We start from the raw sequence: 18,382 nt of genomic DNA, 5'->3' as shown, positions 1-18,382 counted from the left end.
GCGACTCTCCGCCCGGGCTACTTCCGCGCGGAGCGCCGGCGGCCGAGGATCAGGAGTGTCGCGCCGAGGAGGAGAACGGCAGCACCGCCGGCCGCCCACGCGAGCGTCTCGGGCCCGAGTCCTGTCGCGGGAAGCGGGTCGGTCCCGTTGCCCCCACTGGTCGGCGGAGTGCTCGGGTCCGGCGGGTCGGTCGGGTCCGGCGGCACGACGACGGCATCGGCGGCGAGCGTGAAGTCCTGCTCGGCGATCACGTCTCCGGCGGCGGTGATGACGACCGTGCGCGTCGCCGAGCCGACGACGCTCGTGCCCGTCGGGGGCACAACCGTGAGGGTGTAGGCGCCGGGCGGCAGGGCGCCGAGCCCGAACGTGCCGTCCGCGTCGGACGTGAGCTGCTGCGGCGCGCCCGGTCCGGTGAGTGTCACCACCACGCCCGCGACGGGGGCACCGTCGTCATCGCGCACGGTGCCGTCGATCGCGCCGAGGCGCGCCAGCTCGAAGTCCACGTTCTCCACGTCGACCGCGGCCACCTGCTCGTTCCGCGTGGCCGGAGACGTCGCGACGAATCCCGCGGGCGTCGTCATCGTGATCGTGTAGTCTCCGGCAGCGAGCCGGGGGAACGAGTACGCCCCCGACGCATCCGTCACCCGTGTGAGGGTCGCCCCGCCGGGAGCGACCGCGGTCACGGTGACGCCGGCCACACCCGTGCCGTTGGCGCGCACCGCGCCGCGCAGGTCAGCGTTCTCGGCGACCACGAAGTCCACGTCCATGATCGGCACCTCGCTGCCGGCTGGAACGGTGACCGGCGGCGGCTGGGTGGCCACGGTGTAGCCGGGCGGGGTCGTGATCGTCACGGGATGCGTCCCGACCGGGACCTGGTCGAACAGGTAGTTCCCGTCGGCGTCCGTCGTGGTGGCCTGTCCGTCGATCGTCACGGTCACCCCGGGGATGGGGGCGCCGGTGGTGTCGGTCACGGTTCCGGATACCGCGACAGGCACGATGTCGCGCAGCCCGAAGTCGGCGACGGCGTCCCCGCCGCTGAGGTTCACGGCGACCGTGGTCGGCCCGGTCGAGATCTTGCCGGCGGGCGGGGTCACGCGCACCGTGTAGCCGTCAGCGGCGACGAACCCGGGGAACGAGTACGTGCCGTCTGCCGCGGTCGTCGTGGTCCCCACGACTGTGCCGTTCGCGTCCGTCAGTGTGAGCGGAATGCCCGATGACGGCGCCCCCGTGTCGGTGACGGTGCCCGTGATGTCCTGGGCGATCGACGCGAACCAGGTCTGGTACACGGGAAGGCCCGAGCGACGCGTGAAGATCAGGCTGAGGGAGCTGATCGGGGTGCTCGGCTCGAACCAGGCTGCCGCGCCACTGGTGTCCAGGGCCGCCGCGTTGCCGGTGAGGGTGAGGGTCGTGGCATCCCAGCTCGGCACGTCATCGGCAGCCCCCGTGCACGACGGCTTCCCCGCGATTCCGGGGGCGCAGTAGTTGAACCGGTCCCGCAGCCCGATCTCGGTCGCGTCGAGCACGTGTCCATCGGGGGCGACGGCCTGGATGCGCACCGAGTCCGCGTCGATGTCCCCCACTGCGAAGGCCCATCCCGAGGTCGGGGTCGGCGTCGCGAAGGAGTACGTCGTGGTCGAGGGGCTCGTGGCGTTGTCGGCCCGGGGGCGCAGGTTCAGGTACGGCTGGTCCCTGCTCGAGCCGTACTTCGCCCCGATCGCGGTGCCCTCCGAGAGCCAGGTCGAGGCACCGCTGATCACGCCGACCTGTCCGCCGCGCGAATCGCTGGTCACGGTCGCGGTGATCGCGGGCTTCGCCGCCACCTGCACCGATGTCGTGAATGCCCCGCCGACGCCGACGAGCGGCTGCCAGGTCGCCCAGGAGGCGACGGTCGCGGCCGAAGCCGGGAGGGCGCCGACGAGCACCGCGATGAGGACGATGGTTCCGGCGATGGTCGCTCTGCGAGAGGCACGCATGCGGTCAGCGTACTGATATACCGGTGCGGTCCGAAAGTGAATTCCTCGATACGGGGCGCCGGCCAGCGGGCGGGGGCCCCGTCAGACGGCGTCGCCCTGGACGGGTCCTTCCGTGTTGGGCTTCCAGCCGAGCGCCGGTGCGACGTGCGTCGCGAACGCCTCCAGCACGTGCAGGTTGTACTCCGGGCCGAGCTGGTTCGGGATGGTCAGCAGAAGGGTGTCGGCGGCCATCACGGCCTCGTCCTGCTTCAGCTGCGCGATGAGCACGTCCGGTTCGGCGGCGTAGGTCTTGCCGAAGGTCGAGCGGAAGCCGTCGATCACACCGATCTGGTCGGCGTTCTCCTCGCTGCGCAGGCCGAAGTAGGCCCGGTCCATGTCGGAGACGAGCGGGAAGACGCTGCGGCTGACCGAGACCCGCGGGCGGCCGGTGTGTCCTGCCTCCTTGTATGCGGAGCGGAACAGTTCGATCTGCTCGCGCTGCAGCTCGTGGAACGGCTGTCCCGTCGCCTCGGTCACGAGGGTGGAGCTCATCATGTTGAGCCCCTTGCGTCCCGTCTCCTCGGCCGTGGCGCGCGAACCCGAGCCCCACCAGATGTGGTCGCGGAGGGTCGGCGATTGCGGCTCGATCGCGAGGTACCGGCCGGCACCCACCATCCGCGGGTCACCGGGAGCGAGGCCCTCTCCGTCGATCGCCCGCAGGAACAGGTCGAACTTCTCCCGCGCGAGCACGCTGCCGCGCTCCGGGTCCTCCTCGTCGACGTAGCCGAACGTCTCATAGCCGCGCAGTGCCGTCTCGGGTGAACCACGGCTCACGCCGAGCGCGATCCTGCCGTCGGCGATGAAGTCGAGGGCGGCCGCCTCCTCGGCGAACTGGAACGGGTTCTCGTACCGCATGTCGATCACGCCGGTACCGACTTCGATGCGCTTCGTGCGCGCGGCCATCGCCGACAGCAGCGGCATCGGGGAGGCGGCCTGACGTGCCCAGTGGTGCACGCGCACCGAGGCGCCGTTCACACCGATCTCGTCGGCTCCTTCGGCGATCTCGATCGTCTGCTTCAACATGTCGCCCGCGGTGCGGGTCGCCGAGCCGGGCACGTCGGCGTAGTGACCGAAAGAGAGGAATCCGAAAGCCTTCATGATCTATTCCAACGCATGAATCTGAGGACTATTCCCCCGGCAGCAGGATGCCGTCGAGGATGAGGGAGCGGATGCGGGGCTCGAGGTCGGCCCACAGGTCGGCGAGCGGCACCTCGAAGAGGTCCGCCAGCGCGGCCGCGATCTGCACCACGGTGAGTTCTCCGTCGCAGGCGCCGACGAAACCGGCGAGAGCAGGGTCGACAGAGATCGTGCGACCGAAGCCGCCACCCTGACGCAGCTCGATCACGCTCGGGTCGTCGTCACCCGGCATCAGATGCCGCGCCTCGGTGACGTCGGCAGCGACCACCAGGGTGGCCGGCAGCCCTTCGGCGTGCACATCCTGCGCCGCGAGGCCCGTCGCCAAGGCGGCCCCGACGTTCGCGACGGGCTGGGCGATGCGCTCGGTGCGCCGCAGTGGTTCGCCCGAGGTGCCCCGACGCATCAGCACGTAGCCGAAGCCGATCGAGGTCACTCCGCGGGCAGCGAAGTCGTCGAGCCATGCGGTCAGCAGCGGCGTGAAACCGGGGTCGCGCGGCGTGGTCCCGCCATCGCGGATCCACAGTTCCGCGTAGCCCAGAGGCGAGAGTTCCTCACGCTCGATCACCCACAGGTCGAGCTCGGCCGGCACCCAGGCCTCGAGACGTGCGAGCCCGGTGATCGCGGCTTTCGACTCCCAGTTGCCGAGCAGCTGCGCGATGCCGTTCCGCGTCAGGTGGGCAGGGGCGCTGCGGATGAACTGCTCCACCAGCGCATCCCCCACGAGTCCGCCGTCACGGTATTCGTACGCGGGCACTCCCTCGACGCGCGGGGTGATCACGAACGGAGGATTCGAGACGATCAGGTCGAACGCCTCCCCCGCCACCGGCTCGAACATGCTGCCGTGGCGGAACTCGATGTTCGTCACCCCGTTGAGATGGGCGTTGATTTCGGCGAACGCGAGGGCACGGGTCGAGATGTCGGTCGCGACGACCGTGCCGGCGCGTCGTGCGACGAGGAGCGCCTGGATGCCGCATCCGGTGCCCAGGTCGAGCGCGCGCTCCACTTCGATCGGGACGATGGTCTCGGCGAGCGTGCGCGATGCCCCGCCGACACCGAGCACGTGGTCGGCGGGCAACGGGGCGTCGAGGGCGACCTCATCGAGATCGCTCGCGATCCACCATTCCCCCACCCCGTCGGCGTCGACGAACGACTGCGGTCGCAGCAGGGCCGTCGGCGTCACCGTGTCGGGGTCCGCCTCGGCGAGACCGAGCGCCACGAGTCCGTCCACTCCGAGCCGCGGCAGCGCGTCGATGACGTGGGCGCGCGGCTGTGGCATTCCGAGCACGAGCAGACGCCCGAGCGTGGCGAGCGTTCCGGAGTCACCGTCGATGGCCCGCAGGATCGGCTCCCGCATCCCACGGGCGAGTGCGTCGTCCGCCTCCTCACCCCACAGGCGCCGCAGCGGCTCGGAGCGGAGGTCCGCAGCGTCGAGATCCGCGGCGAGCGCGGCCGTGCGGAGCGGGTCGGGGACCGGTGCGGGGGTGTCGGACACGGCCGTCACTCTACGCGTCTTCAGGGTTCTCTTTCGCAGAGCCTCCTAGAATCACTAGGTCAGTACTCACGAGCAGCCTCTTCCCGGGCGTTCGAGGAAGACCTTCATGACCGCGATCACCCCCGACATCGGCCTCCGTGCGCGCCTGCGACGGCTCGCAGGAGCGACCGCTGTTCTCGCGATCGCAGTGAGCGGCTGTGCGTTCGTCGCACCGAGCGCCGCGGTCGCCGCCGATCAGGCGCAATCCGACGACGAAAAGAGCGTCGAGCTGCATGTCTCGGCCGGTCTTCGCGGGCTCGTCGCACCGGGGTCGTCCACGTCGGCGATCGTCACCGTGGAGAACGCCACCGACGCCGCACTCACCACGGGTCAGGTCGAGGTCGAACTCAATCGCACCCCGCTCACCGATGCTGCGGCCGTCTCCACCTGGCTCGACGACGGCGAGGCGACAGGTGCCTTCGCCTCCATCGGCGCCGAAGACACCGACCCGATCGATGGCGGTGCGTCGGCGACGACCACGATCTTCGTGTCCGAGGCGACCCTGGGCAACCTCGCGCCCGGCGTCTACCCGCTGCGCGCGGAACTCACCGCCTCGGCCGGCGATGCCGCAGACGCCGAGGCCGTGGATGCGACCGCGACGAGCGTGCTGGTGATCGCCGCCCCCCAGACCGCGCAGGTCGGAGTGCTCGTTCCCGTCACGGCGACGCCCGAAGGCGGCGCACTGCTGACGGCCGCCGAGCTCTCGGAACTCACTGCTCCCGACGGGGCCCTGACCGCACAGCTCGACGGCGTCGCCGGGACGACCGCCGTGCTGGCCATCGACCCGTCCATCCCCGCCGCGATCCGGGCGCTCGGCACCGCCGCCCCGGAGACCGCCCGCGACTGGCTGACACGACTCGACAACCTCCCGAACGCGCGTTTCGCGCTGCAGTTCGGTGATGCGGATGCGACGGCGCAGGCGCAGGCGGGTCTGCCTGAGCTGCTGCAGCCCCGGGCTCTCACCCCATTGCTCGATCCCGCGAACTTCCCGGGAGTCCCGGCAACGGCCGCACCGACCGACGCGCCTGATGCGACACCCGGTCCGACCCCGAGCGCCACGGAGTCTCCGGCACTCCCCAGCGATGACGAACTCACGGCGATCGACGGCGCTCTGCCTCACATCCTGTGGCCGCAGACCCCCACTTCCGCCGACCTGACCGCCTTCGCCGGCTACGTGGGCGCCGACACCACGACGATCGTCTCCTCGACGGCGGTCGGCGGACAGAGCACGGCTCATGCGACAGCCGGCGGCAACGACCTCCTGGTCACGGATGCCGCGACCTCCGACGTGCTCTCGCGGGTGGCGGCGGCGCTGAATCCCGCCGACCGTCAGCGACTTCTCGCCGAGGCGGCCGCCCTCCTCCAGCTGGCACAGCGTGCCGCCCCCACCGCTCCCCTGCTCATCGGCCTGGACCGGGATGAGAACCGCTCCTCCGACGCGCTGCGCGACGCGATCACCGCCGCCGACTCGGCCGGGTTCGAGCTCGCGACGCTCCGGGCAGCGGCGCCCGTTCCGGTCACGGTCACCGGGGAACCGGATGCTGCGCGATCCGCCGCCGTGACGACACTCCTCGCCGATGAGTCCCGGCTCACCGCGTTCTCGTCGATCCTCGCCGACCCCCAGGTGCTGCTCAGCCCCGAACGCATCCGGATCCTGCGCACGCTGTCGGTCGGAACATCGGCCGCCGCGTTCGCCGAGGGTTTCGCGGATCATCAGGCACAGACGAACGCCACGCTCGACGCGGTCAACATCCCCCCGTCCAGCACGATCCAGCTGCTCACGGCGAACGCCGATCTGCCGATCGCGGTGCGCAATGACCTTCCGTGGCCTGTGACAGTGCAGCTCTTCGTCTCGCCGACGGATCCGCGTCTCGAGGTCAGGTCCCCGGACGAGACGATCGTGCAGGCCCAGTCCACGACACGCATCAAGGTGCCCGTGTCGGCTCGAGTGGGCAGCGGCGAGGTCGACCTCCGGCTCAGTCTCTACAGCCCCACGGGCGTGCAGATCCAGGGTGATCAGACGCTCAGGGTCGCTGTACGTGCGGAGTGGGAGACGATCGGACTCGTCGTCCTCGGCGGCATCATCGTGCTGCTGATCGCGCTCGGTGTGATCCGCACCGTGCGCCGCAAGCGCCGTGAGGCAGTCGAGGAGTCGGCCGTCGAAGCGCAGATCGAAGCCCTGGAAGAAGAGGATGCCGTGGAAGCCCGCCCGGATGCCACCACGACAGAAGACCCGCGTGAGTAGCCTCGGCCGCGCGAGCGCCGTCATCGGCGCCGGCACCCTCGTCTCCCGTCTCACCGGCCTGCTGCGCAGCATCGTCCTCGTCGGCGTCATCGGCTCGTACAAGTCGGGTCCCGCCGACGCGTTCGCCGCCGCGAACACACTGCCCAACAGCGTCTTCTCGCTCATCTCGGTCGGCATCCTCACGGCCGTGATCGTGCCGCAGATCGTGAAGGCCGCCGCGGATGCGGACGGCGGCAACGCGTTCATCTCGAAGCTCTTCACCCTCGGCACCGTCGTGCTCGTCGCCGTCACCGCTGTCGCGACGATCGCCGCTCCTTGGTTGATCCAGCTCGTCGCGGGTGGCCTCCCTTCCGCCACCCAGGCGCTCGCGACGGCTCTCGCGTACTGGTGTCTTCCACAGATCCTCTTCTACGGCCTCTACGCGCTCCTCGGCGAAGCACTGAATGCCCGCCGCATCTTCGGCCCGTTCACGTGGGCCCCCGTCGTCAACAACATCGTCTCGATCATCGGCTTCCTCCTGCTGGGATGGGTGTTCTCGCCCGTATCCCGAAGCGCTGCGGACTGGACGCCGGACATGATCGCCGCACTCGGCGGGACCGCGACCCTCGGCATCGCCATCCAGGCCCTCGTGCTCCTGCTGTTCTGGCGGCGCACCGGTCTCGCACTCCGCCCGGACTTCCACTGGCGCGGCGTCGGATTGGGTGGTGTCGGAAAGCTCGCCGGCTGGACTTTCCTCATGGCGTTCGCATCGCTCGCGGCAGGGATCCTTCAGGGGCGGATCGTCAGCGCCGCCTCCGAATCGGGTGCCTCGCTCGCGGTCACCGGCAATGCCTGGCTGATCTTCATGCTGCCGTACTCGGTCATCGTGCTCTCGATCGGGACGCCGTACTTCACGCAGATCAGCGAGCATGCGGCAGCCGGTCGTCACGACGAGGTGCGGGGAGACATCTCCCGCAGCATCCGCACCCTCCTGTTCTTCATCGTCGCCGCAGTGGCGGCCGTAGCCGCCGCCGCGATTCCCGCCTCGCGCGTCTTCACAGAGAGCGCGCCCGATGCGCAGGGCGCTGCCCTGGTGCTGCTCTGTTACCTGATCAGCCTGATCCCGCTGACGATCCTCTTCATCGTCCAGCGCACGTTCTACGCCTACGACGACACCCGCACGCCGTTCTGGTTCACGATCTTCCAGTGCGTGCTCATCGTGATCACCGCTCTGGCCGCGGCCGGGCTCCTCGCCGCAGACGTGATCCCGCTGACCCAGCTCGCCGCAGCCGTCGCCCTCGGTCAGTCCATCGCAAGCACCCTGCAGACGATCGTCGCCACCTGGCTGCTGCACCGGAAGATCGGTGGGCTCGGGGTGGGGTCCTGGATGCTCGCCATCCTGCGATTCGCCGTGGCGGGAGTCCCTGCCGGCTTCGCCGGCTGGGGCGTGTATCTGCTCCTCGGCGGCCCCTCAGGGTGGGCGACGTCCGGTGTCATCCCGGCGACCCTCGCGACCGCGATCATCGGCCTCACGGTCGTGATCGTCTACGTCGCGATCCTGGCCCTCATGCGCGCGCCGGAACTCAAGGCGGCGGGCGGCCTCGTGCGTCGTTTCCTGCCCGGCCGCTGATCCGCGCGGAGGCGTCTCCCAGCCCGGTGGCGCACACTGCGGAGGGAATGCCCCGCGGTTACCATGGGTTGAAGCAGTCGAAGGTCATTCGACCGCAGTTTCTAAGACGGAGAGCACATGCGTCAGGTCATCATCATCGGCTCCGGCCCCGCCGGATTCACGGCTGCCATCTACGCGGCCAGGGCCAACCTCAAGCCGCTGCTCATCGCGAGTTCGGTCGAGGTCGGCGGCGAGCTCATGAACACCACCGAGGTCGAGAACTACCCGGGCTTCCCCGAGGGCATCCAGGGTCCCGAGCTGATGGCGAAGTTCCAGGAGCAGGCCGAGAAGTTCGGCACCGAGGTCCTCTACGACGACGTCACCGAGCTCGACCTCGACGGCCCCGTCAAGACGGTCACGCTCGGCTCCGGTGCCGTGCACGAGACGCAGTCGCTGATCTACGCGACCGGCTCGGCCTACCGCAAGCTCGACATCGCCGGTGAGGAGCGTCTCTCCGGCTACGGCGTCTCGTGGTGCGCGACTTGCGACGGGTTCTTCTTCCGCGAGAAGACGATCGCCGTCGTCGGCGGTGGCGACTCCGCCATGGAAGAGGCCACGTTCCTCACCCGTTTCGCCTCGAAGGTCTACGTGATCCACCGCAAGGACACGCTGCGTGCCTCGAAGATCATGCAGGAGCGCGCCTTCGCGAACGAGAAGATCGAGTTCGTGTGGAACAGCGAGGTCGCCGAGGTCCTCGGTGGCGATTCCGTCTCCGGTGTGCAGCTGCGCAACACGGTCGACGGCACGCTCAGCGACCTTCCCATCGACGGACTCTTCATCGCGATCGGCAACGACCCGCGCACGCACCTCGTGCACGACAAGCTCGAGCTGACGCCCGAGGGCACCATCTGGGTCGACGGCCGTTCGTCGAAGACCTCGGTTCCCGGCGTGTTCGCCGCCGGCGACGTGATCGACCCGACGTACCGCCAGGCCATCACGGCTGCCGGTACCGGCACGGTCGCGGCCCTCGATGCGGAGCACTTCCTCGCTGATCTCGAGGATGCCTCCGTGGAGGTTCCGGCTGCGGAGGCCGCCGAGATCATCGTCGCCTGAGGCGGCGGGAACACTTTTCCCTCGTTTGCTGTTGTAGCAGGCGAACCCCAATCAAGGAGAACTCTGATGAGTGCAAAGGCTACGAGCCAGGCGACCTGGGAGCAGGACGTTCTGCAGGCCGACGGTCCGGTGCTGGTGGACTTCTGGGCTGAGTGGTGTGGTCCGTGTCGCATGGTCGCGCCGGTTCTGGACGAGATCCAGGCCGACAACCCCGACAAGATCACCATCCTCAAGCTCAACGTCGACGAGAACCCCGAGCTGGCGATGAAGTATCAGATCACGTCGATCCCGGCGATGAAGGTCTTCCACGGTGGTGAGGTCAAGACGACCATCATCGGTGCGAAGCCGAAGTTCGCGCTCGAGAAGGACCTCGCCGCATTCATCGGCTGATCCTCTGACGTCGAAAGGCCGCCATCCCCCGGGGGTGGCGGCCTTTTTCGTGTCCTCAGGCGGTCAGGAGGCGTCGGCGACGCTGGGGTCCCAGCGTCGGTGGCGCTGCTTCTCGTCGAGAAGCCCCCAGACGGCCGAGGTGAGCTCGGGGTACTCGAGGGCGATCTGCCGCAGCACACGGTAGTGCCGAGCGGCGTTCGGGCGCACTCCGTCGTTCGCGTTGATGTTGTCGGCGCGCAGGAGGTAGACGACCAGTTCGTCGACGCTCGGCAGCTCCTCCATGAACTCCCAGGGGTCCTCCCCGCCGAGGAGTCGCTCCTGGATGAGGACCGCGAGTTCGTCTGCCGCCTCCGCGCGCAGCACTTCCAGGCTGGCGCGGCGCTGTACGGACTCGGTCATGCATCCAGCCTACGTCTGCTGGGGACCCCCGCGTCGCACGACCTTCATGTTCTCGGTCATCTCTTCGAGCTCCTTGCCCTTGGTCTCGGGAACCTTGAAGAACACGAAGAAGAACGACAGGAGTGCGAAGAACGCGTAGAAGCCGTAGGCGAAGGTGAGGCCGATCTCGGCGAAGGCCGGGAACGTGGTCGAGATGAAGAAGTTCGCGACCCACTGCGCTGCCGCAGCCACCGCGAGAGCACCGGCGCGGATGGAGTTCGGGAAGATCTCGCCCAGCAGCACCCAGACCAGCGGACCCCAGCTGGCGCCGAAGAAGACCACGAAGCCGTTCGCGCAGATCAGGGCGACGGTCGCCCACGGGTCCGGAAGCGTCGCCGTCCCCTGAGCGTCGAGCGTGCCGAACGAGAACGCGACCGCCATCAGTCCCAGCGTCACCGTCATACCGACGGAACCCACGAGGAGCATGATGCGCCGCCCGATCCTGTCGACCAGCAGGATCGCCACGATCGTCACGACGATGTTCGTCACCGAGGTGATGACGGAGGTGAGCAGGGCGCTCGACTCATCGAATCCGACCGACTGCCACAGCGTCGTCGAGTAGTAGAAGATCACATTGATGCCGACGAACTGCTGGAACACCGAGAGCAGGATGCCGATCCAGACGATCGGCTTCAGCCCGAGGCGGTTGCCCCGAAGGTCTCGCAGAGACTCGGAGCGCTCGGTGTTGATCGTCCCGGTGATCTCCTTGATCTTCGCATCGGTGTCGATGGTCCCCGTGACGGTCTCCAGAACCTTCGCGGCCCGCTCCAACTCTCCCTTGCGCACCAGATACCGCGGCGATTCCGGCAGACGCAGCGACATGAGCCCGTAGACGAGGGCGGGGATCGCGGCGACCATGAACATCCATCGCCAGGCCGTGAGCCCCCAGAGCGGCTGGTCGGCCGCTCCCGCGAGGTTGGCGAGCAGCGCATCGGAGAGGAGAGCCGCGAAGATACCGGTCACGATCGCGAGCTGCTGCAGGGAGCCGAGGCGCCCGCGCACGGCGGCCGGCGAGACCTCCGCGATGTAGGCGGGGGCGATGACCGATGCCGCCCCGACGCCGAGACCACCGATCACGCGCCAGACGATCAGATCGATGACACCGAACGCGAGTCCGGATCCGATCGCCGAGATGAAGAACATCGCCGCGGCGACCACCATCACGGGGATACGGCCGTACTTGTTGGACACCGGTCCCGCGAACCAGGCACCCACGGCGCAGCCGATGAGGGCCGACGAGACGGCGAAGCCCTTCAGTGCGGTGCCGAGGTCGAACCCGGAGACGTCACCGGCGAGAGCGTCGACCGCTCCGTTGATCACGGCCGTGTCGAATCCGAAGAGGAAACCACCCAACGCCGCCGCGATGCTCACCGCGATCACACGGCGTTTGATGGCAGCTGGACCTGTTGCTCTGGACATGACTGACTCCCCCTCGACGTCGAGATGACGCGAGTCTAGATGAAGGGCGGACGACGGTGGGTGTTACCTGGCGGAGCCGTAGCCGCTCTCGCCGAGCTCCTCGAGAATTCGATTGAGATCCTGAATCGAAGCGAAATCGATCGTGACCTGGCCTTTTCGTGCACCGAGTGCGATCTTGACGCGAGTGTTCAGCCGGTCACCGAGCTTTCCGGCGACCTCGTCGAGGTATGCCCGCCGTGCTCCGGGAGTCGCTTTCGTCGTCTTGCCGGCCGACGGCTGCGACTTCGCAGCCTCTTCCGTGGCGCGCACGGAGAGGTCTTCGTTCACGACCTTGTCGGCGAGGCGCTGCATCGATTCGGGATTCTCGAGACTGAGGATCGCGCGGGCGTGACCGGCGGTCAGCACGCCGGCAGCGACGCGCTGCTGCACGGGGACAGGCAGCTTCAGAAGTCGGATCGTGTTGCTGATCTGGGGACGTGAGCGGCCGATGCGCGTGGCCAGCTCCTCCTGCGTGATGCCGAAGTCCTCCAGAAGCTGCTGGTACGCAGATGCTTCTTCCAGCGGGTTGAGCTCGGACCGGTGGAGGTTCTCCAGCAGGGCATCGCGGAGGAGATCCTCATCGGCCGTCTCGCGGACGATGGCCGGGATCGTCTCGAGTCCTGCCTCACGAGCGGCGCGGGTGCGCCGCTCCCCCATGATCAACTCGTACTCGCCCTCGGTGTTCTTGCGCACGACCACGGGCTGCAGCACGCCGAACTCGCGCACGCTGTGCACCAGCTCCGCGAGGTCTTCCGGGTTGAAGTGCGTCCGCGGCTGGCGCGGGTTCGGGACGATCGCGTTCGGGTCGACCTGGACCAGGTGGATCCCCGGCACCTCTTCCAGCGCGGGTGCCTCGGCATCCGGCCCGACCGTCGCCTCCGTGGCAGCCGGCCGCAGGCTCGCACCAGGGAAGAACACATCGACGGGACGCTCCGCCTGATCAGCCGTGGGGATCAGGGCCCCGATACCCCGACCCAGTCCAGTGCGCTTGGCCATCATTTCTCCTTGCTCTGCGTCGCTGTCCGCGATGCGATCTCGACAGCGGCCTCGCGGTAGGCGATGGCGCCGGCGGATTGTCCGTCATAGGCGATCACGGTCTGTCCGAAGCTCGGGGCTTCAGATACACGGACCGAGCGCGGAATCACCGTCTCCAGCACCTGATCCGGGAAGTGCGTGCGCACCTCTTCAGCGACCTGCTGGGCGAGGCGGGTGCGGCCGTCGAACATCGTGAGCAGGATGGTGGAGAGATGCAGGTCGGGATTCAGATGCTTCTGGATCATCTGGATGCTGCCGAGCAGCTGGCTCAGCCCCTCCAGCGCGTAGTACTCGCACTGGATCGGGATGAAAACCTCGGATGCGGCCGTGAAGGCGTTGATCGTGAGGAGCCCCAGCGACGGCGGGCAGTCGATGATCACGAAGTCCATCGGATTGTCGGCGAGGTAGTCCACGAGCGCGCGCCGCAACCGGTGTTCGCGGGCCACCTGTGCGACGAGCTCGATCTCCGCCCCTGCGAGGTGGATCGTGCTGGGCGCGCAGAAGAGGTTGGGATCTTCGGGACTGGGCTGGACAATGTCGGCGAGGGGGAACTCCTCGATGAGCACGTCGTAGACACTGGGGATGTCGGCGCTGTGCGGAACACCGAGCGCGGTCGACGCATTGCCCTGCGGGTCGAGGTCGATGACCAGGACCTTCGCCCCCAGGCCCGCGAGGGCGGAGGCGATGTTCACGGCCGTCGTGGTCTTCCCCACGCCGCCCTTTTGGTTCGACACCGTCAGGACGCGCGTCTCGCCGGTGAACTCGACCGATGCGGCCTCCAGCGCGCGCCTCCGGGCCGAAAGGTCGGCAATCTCCCGCGCGAGCGGTGTATCCATCCCGAACGATTCGTTCGTCGATGTCTTCTCGGATTGTTTCACGTGAAACATCCACTCCTTTCGGGGCCGCGTTCCACTCTAATCGCTGCGGGCGACACCGGCTTACGCGCGCCCACGACGGGCCTCCGATCCCGCGGGGAGGAAGCCCGCGCAGCTCGCTTCCGATGGTCACCGCGACCGGGCGAGACGGGATCCATGCTCTACGCACCACGCACCTGGATCGACGTTTCACGTGAAACGATGACGGATTCACTTCCTCATGAGGCGGGCACGGGGGCCGACAGCCCTCACGAGCAATCTGGTCGGCTGGGAGGGCGTAGTTAGCCACCCGCACTGGACAACAGATGCGGCGGAAGAAGTGACGATAGTCCGAAGCCACCCGGGCAGCGGGCTCGACATGTGTGGTGCAGAGACTGGAGCGAAGCTGTGCGAGCGCGCCGCGCACGACAATGACGGCAACCACTCCCCCACCCGCGCCCACCAGCACGGCGACACTACGGTGTCTGAACCGCAGCGGGTAGCTGCACCCTCGTACGCCACACCCGTTCCGTCGGGGCAGACAACCCCGCAGAGCTACGTTTCACGTGAAACATCGCCCACATCCCCTCTCCGGCACCACGCTGAGACGGAGGAGCACCGCGGCACCTCGCAGGGGTCCCTCTCTAAACTCGCCGTGCTATCGACACCGTGCGCCGTTTCTCCGCCTTCCGACCAGCACCGGTGAAGCTCACGACGAGTGGGTCGAGACCGCTCGAGACGAGGCCGAGGGGAACAGCGCCCAGACCAGCGGGAGCCACCCCGGTCCTCACAGAGCACTACCTCCCGGGACCGCAGCCTTCGCAGCCATCACGACGCCTTCCCCGTTCGTCATACCGCCATCGATATACGGATACGGGGACTGGAGACGAGATCATCCTCCGCGGGACGGATCGCCCCGTTTCACGTGAAACACCGCGCACGGCGATCCCGGGTCTGCAGGTATGCGTCACGTCGATGGGTAGCACTCCGCGCACCGTCACCATCTCAGCTGCGAACTCCTTTTTGTTCGCGGGGATGGCGACGGTCGACTACTTGAAGTCCGCCCAGGGATGACCGAACGCACACCGGCGTTCTCGCGCACGACATCCGGCGTCCAACAGGCGTGCACGCGAGAAGGCTTCGCCAGCTACAGCTATCGCGGTGTTCCACGTGAAACATCGATGCGCCGCGACTACCCCGATACGAGGAAGCGGGGTGTTTCACGTGAAACACCCCGCTTATCTGATGGCAGAAGCTCAGCGCACTCGAGCTCGAACCACGCGGGTCGTCTCCGGCAGCACGCCCTCTCCCAGTACTTCCACCCGTACGTCAGAGAGACGGAACTTCTTGATCTGCTTCTGAGCAGCCTCGACCTCGTTCGCCGCATTCATACCCTTGAGAAGGATGAGCTCTCCCCCGTCGCGCACCAGCGGTGCCGTGATCGGGACGAGAGTCCGCAGCGCGCTCACCGCGCGCGCCGTCACGACATCGAAACTTGCGGGGGGCACGTCTTCGGCCCGCGCACGCAGCACTGTCGTGTTCGTCAGCCCGAGTTCCGAGACCTGTTCATTGAGCCAGGTGATCCGACGCTCCATTGGTTCGACGAGCGTCCACTCCACATCAGGACGAGCGATGGCGAGCACTATCCCGGGAAGGCCCGCACCGGATCCGATGTCGGCAACAGAACCGCGGAAGAGAGGCGCGGCGATCACACTGTTGAGGATGTGGCGCGTCCACAGGCGAGGAAGCTCGAGAGGACCGATGAGTCCTCGCTCCTCCCCTTCGCGAGCGAGCGCTGCTGTGAACGCCCGCGCGATCTCGATGCGATCTCCGAACAGCTCGGCGGAGATCGCCGGTTCCTGCTCGAGCTCACTCATGAAGGTTCACACAGAATCGATGTTTCACGTGAAACATCAACGACGACGGAGAACCGTGTGCCGGTCAGCGCCTTCGCCGTACGACTCGGAGACGAGCCCCCGTTCCGCGGCGATGTCATGCACGAGTTTGCGCTCATAGCTGGACATCGAGGGCAGCGAGGCCTGCGACGAACCCTCGTCGAGCTTGGCTGCGGCAGCGTCGACGAGAGTCTCGAGCTGGCGACGGCGCGTGTCGCGCGAGCCGGCGATGTCGAGGATGAGGCGCGAGAACGAGCCGGTCTTGCTCTGCACGGCCAGACGGGTCAGCTCCTGCAGCGCCTGCACCGTATCGGGGGCGGAGAGCAGGGACAGCCCGTCACCCTCGGCTTCGATCGAGACGTAGGCGCGACCCTGACGGACGTCGAGATTCAGGTCTCCGTCGATGTCGGCGATGTCGAGAAGTTCCTCGAGGTAGTCCGCCGCGACGTCGCCTTCGTTCTCGAGCTGAGCCACCGTGGGCTCGGTGTTCTCGGTCATGGTCTCAGTCATGAGCCGCTCCCCTTCTTCTTCGCGCGCTTCTTACCCACCGGCTGCTGACGCTTTGGTGCTTCCGCCTTGGCCTTCTCGGCCTCTTCGAGCAGACGCTGCTGCTCCGCCTCGTATGCGGCCATCGGGACGACCTTGCCGGAGGAGTCGATCGCCTTGCCCTTGCGAGCGAGACGCTCTTCACGGGCCTTGGCGGCTTCGGAGCCGGGAGTCGGCATCTCACGGATGACGAGGAACTGCTGTCCCATGGTCCAGAGGTTCGAGATGAACCAGTACACGACGACACCGAGCGGGAAGAAGACACCCGAGAAGATGAAGCCCAGCGGAAGGACGTAGAGCATGATCTTCTGCATCTGGTACGCCTGGCCGGTCTTGGCCTCGGGCGACAGGTTCTTCGAGATGATCTGCAGCTGCGTGAAGAACTGCGAGGCGATCATGAGGACGACGAGCGTGACCAGGATGACGATCGCGGTCGTGTTCTGCGCGTCGACCGCGTTGCCCAGGGTCTCGTGCAGCGAAGCGACTCCGAAGAGCTTCGCGTCGTAGAACTCCTTGGTGAGCTCCGGGCTCAGCAACCCGACGCCACCGACACTGTCCTTGGCGTGCTTGCTGACGTCACTCAGCACGCTGTACAGAGAGAAGAAGATCGGCATCTGCACGAGCAGCGGCAGACAGCTCGACATCGGCGTCGTGCCGTGCTTCTTGTACAGGGCCATCGTCTCGCGGCTCATGGCCTCGCGAGAGAGCTGATCCTTCTTACCTCGGTACTTCTCCTGAACTTTTCGCAGTTCAGGAGCGATTTCCATCATCTTTCGCTGGCTCTTGATCTGCTTCACGAAAAGCGGGATCAGGGCGGCACGGACGACGATGACGAGTCCGACGATCGACAACACCCAGGTGAGACCGGATGCGGCGGGAAGGCCGACGGTGGTCAGCAGCCAGTGCCAGGCGACGAGGATGAGCTCGACGACCCACTTCAGCGGCCAGAGGATGGTGCCGATCAGATCGAAGCCACCCGCAGCAGGTGCATCGCTGGGAGTGGAGCTGGCTAGCAGAAGGTCAAGACCCACCGATCAGTCCTTTCGGGAAGGGACGACGAAACCGTGTGCAGTCAGGTCGTAGCGGAAGTGTTCATGCGGACGGACGTCGTCGACGCCACCGCTGGTCCAGGGATTGCAGCGGAGGATGCGCCATGCCGAGAGCACCGCCCCCTTCACCGCGCCGTGCTGCTGCACCGCACCTACAGCGTAGGCGGAACAGCTGGGGTAGTACGCACAGACATCTCCATACATCGGGGAGATCACCTTGCGATAGGCGGTGAGGAATCCCAGCACCAGATTGCGCGGCACCAGGGGAACGCTGCGAAGCACATCCTGCGACTGCATGCGCGCCGTCCCGATGGACGAGGCCGGGAGAGCGGTCATGCCGACACCGCGACCGTTGGGGCGAGTCGGCTCAGACACCGATCGACATCGGCGCGGAGTTCCGCGAAGGATGCCGTCGCCGACGCAGGAAGGGCACGGATGACGACATCCGTGCCCTCGGGAACGCGTTGCAGCGCTTCCGCGCACACGGCTTTGAGTCGCCGACGCACGGTGTTGCGCACCACAGCGGTGCCTACCTGCTTGCTGATGATGAATCCGAACCTCGCGGCCCTGCTCTCGCCCGTCGTCAACATCGAGGTGATGACGCGCGCCCCGCCACAACGGGATCCGCGTCGAACGACCAGACGGTAGTCGCTCCCGCGGGTCAGCCGATACGGGCGGGCGAGCACAGTGGACTACGCAGAGAGCTCGGTGCGGCCCTTCGCACGGCGGGCAGCGAGGATGCCGCGGCCGGCACGCGTACGCATGCGGGCACGGAAGCCGTGCTTCTTGGCGCGACGACGGTTGTTGGGCTGGAAAGTGCGCTTGCTCATGGAATCACTCCGGGAATGCTGCCACCGGATTCACTTCGACCGGAGACATGGGGAACTGCCGAAAAAGGCATAAGTCAACCGACTTAGGGTACGTCTTACCGGCGCGCAGAGCAAATCTGCGCGCTTCCGTGGTCGACCACCGGCACGAACCGCACAGCCATTATCCACAACCGGGGCTCGCCCGGCGAGCACAACACGCGCGCGTATTTTCAAGGGCAGGTTGCCGTTCACAGCCGCGGTGACTACCGTGGCATCCTAAGT

17 protein-coding genes are annotated in these 18,382 nt (G+C 67.3%); 4 read left to right on the top strand and 13 right to left on the bottom strand.

Annotated features, from left to right (window positions below):
* Positions 1-17 precede the first annotated feature (17 nt).
* The 3 genes from ACIOTO_RS07510 to ACIOTO_RS07500 form a co-directional block, all read right to left on the bottom strand.
* Entirely contained in the window at positions 18-1,973 is a 1,956-nt protein-coding gene (locus ACIOTO_RS07510) for a collagen binding domain-containing protein (RefSeq protein WP_400857265.1), read from the bottom strand.
* 81 nt (positions 1,974-2,054) lie between these two features.
* Complete coding sequence (locus ACIOTO_RS07505) at positions 2,055-3,110, bottom strand: LLM class flavin-dependent oxidoreductase (RefSeq protein WP_105711983.1); 1,056 nt, start codon at positions 3,108-3,110, stop codon at positions 2,055-2,057.
* Between the two features lie 28 nt (positions 3,111-3,138).
* Positions 3,139-4,650, bottom strand: a complete 1,512-nt coding sequence (locus tag ACIOTO_RS07500; protein ID WP_400857264.1) for a class I SAM-dependent methyltransferase — start codon at positions 4,648-4,650, stop codon at positions 3,139-3,141.
* 97 nt (positions 4,651-4,747) lie between these two features.
* On the opposite strand from ACIOTO_RS07500, the gene ACIOTO_RS07495 reads away from it, so the two are divergent.
* The 4 genes from ACIOTO_RS07495 to trxA all read left to right on the top strand — a co-directional run bounded on the left by ACIOTO_RS07495 (position 4,748) and on the right by trxA (position 10,016).
* The gene (locus tag ACIOTO_RS07495) at positions 4,748-6,925 is read left to right on the top strand and encodes a DUF6049 family protein (RefSeq protein WP_400857263.1); all 2,178 of its coding nucleotides are present in this window, start codon (positions 4,748-4,750) and stop codon (positions 6,923-6,925) included.
* Positions 6,918-8,534 carry a murein biosynthesis integral membrane protein MurJ gene (gene murJ, locus ACIOTO_RS07490; protein ID WP_400857261.1) on the top strand — a complete coding sequence of 539 codons (1,617 nt, stop codon included), beginning with the start codon at positions 6,918-6,920 and terminating at the stop codon, positions 8,532-8,534. The genes ACIOTO_RS07495 and murJ overlap by 8 nt, the downstream gene beginning before the upstream one ends.
* A gap of 117 nt (positions 8,535-8,651) precedes the next feature.
* Positions 8,652-9,626 carry a thioredoxin-disulfide reductase gene (trxB, locus tag ACIOTO_RS07485; protein ID WP_029264216.1) on the top strand — a complete coding sequence of 325 codons (975 nt, stop codon included), beginning with the start codon at positions 8,652-8,654 and terminating at the stop codon, positions 9,624-9,626.
* A 66-nt stretch (positions 9,627-9,692) separates the two neighbouring features.
* Positions 9,693-10,016, top strand: a complete 324-nt coding sequence (gene trxA / locus ACIOTO_RS07480) for a thioredoxin (protein ID WP_021201395.1) — start codon at positions 9,693-9,695, stop codon at positions 10,014-10,016.
* A 63-nt stretch (positions 10,017-10,079) separates the two neighbouring features.
* Here trxA and ACIOTO_RS07475 read toward each other — a convergent pair whose 3' ends face one another.
* The 10 genes from ACIOTO_RS07475 to rpmH all read right to left on the bottom strand — a co-directional run bounded on the left by ACIOTO_RS07475 (position 10,080) and on the right by rpmH (position 18,121).
* The gene (locus ACIOTO_RS07475; RefSeq protein ID WP_017829903.1) at positions 10,080-10,415 is read right to left on the bottom strand and encodes a hypothetical protein; all 336 of its coding nucleotides are present in this window, start codon (positions 10,413-10,415) and stop codon (positions 10,080-10,082) included.
* Positions 10,416-10,424: 9 nt separating this feature from the next.
* Entirely contained in the window at positions 10,425-11,873 is a 1,449-nt protein-coding gene (locus tag ACIOTO_RS07470; protein ID WP_262002416.1) for a sugar porter family MFS transporter, read from the bottom strand.
* Positions 11,874-11,936: 63 nt separating this feature from the next.
* Complete coding sequence (locus tag ACIOTO_RS07465; protein WP_105711977.1) at positions 11,937-12,908, bottom strand: ParB/RepB/Spo0J family partition protein; 972 nt, start codon at positions 12,906-12,908, stop codon at positions 11,937-11,939.
* Positions 12,908-13,783, bottom strand: coding sequence for a ParA family protein (locus ACIOTO_RS07460; RefSeq protein ID WP_231481882.1), 876 nt, complete (start codon positions 13,781-13,783; stop codon positions 12,908-12,910). Before ACIOTO_RS07460 ends, ACIOTO_RS07465 begins: the two co-directional genes overlap by 1 nt.
* Positions 13,784-15,057: 1,274 nt before the next feature.
* Positions 15,058-15,678: a 16S rRNA (guanine(527)-N(7))-methyltransferase RsmG gene (gene rsmG, locus ACIOTO_RS07455; protein WP_400857260.1), complete on the bottom strand. Its 621-nt coding sequence runs from the start codon at positions 15,676-15,678 to the stop codon at positions 15,058-15,060.
* Between the two features lie 36 nt (positions 15,679-15,714).
* Positions 15,715-16,206 (bottom strand): R3H domain-containing nucleic acid-binding protein, encoded by a 492-nt coding sequence (locus ACIOTO_RS07450; RefSeq protein WP_029264211.1) that lies wholly within the window; start codon positions 16,204-16,206, stop codon positions 15,715-15,717.
* A complete protein-coding gene (gene yidC, locus ACIOTO_RS07445; RefSeq protein ID WP_029264210.1) occupies positions 16,203-17,273 on the bottom strand; it encodes a membrane protein insertase YidC in 1,071 nt (356 codons plus the stop codon). The genes ACIOTO_RS07450 and yidC overlap by 4 nt, the downstream gene beginning before the upstream one ends.
* A 3-nt stretch (positions 17,274-17,276) precedes the next feature.
* Positions 17,277-17,627, bottom strand: a complete 351-nt coding sequence (yidD, locus tag ACIOTO_RS07440; protein ID WP_029264209.1) for a membrane protein insertion efficiency factor YidD — start codon at positions 17,625-17,627, stop codon at positions 17,277-17,279.
* A complete protein-coding gene (rnpA, locus tag ACIOTO_RS07435; protein ID WP_081860056.1) occupies positions 17,624-17,977 on the bottom strand; it encodes a ribonuclease P protein component in 354 nt (117 codons plus the stop codon). The genes yidD and rnpA overlap by 4 nt, the downstream gene beginning before the upstream one ends.
* A 6-nt stretch (positions 17,978-17,983) precedes the next feature.
* Positions 17,984-18,121: a 50S ribosomal protein L34 gene (rpmH, locus tag ACIOTO_RS07430; RefSeq protein WP_013584598.1), complete on the bottom strand. Its 138-nt coding sequence runs from the start codon at positions 18,119-18,121 to the stop codon at positions 17,984-17,986.
* Between the last annotated feature and the right edge of the window lie 261 nt (positions 18,122-18,382).

This window comes from Microbacterium sp. NPDC087592 (assembly GCF_044743585.1).
Classification (GTDB): domain Bacteria; phylum Actinomycetota; class Actinomycetes; order Actinomycetales; family Microbacteriaceae; genus Microbacterium.
This window is presented reverse-complemented; position numbering and strand designations above follow the sequence as displayed.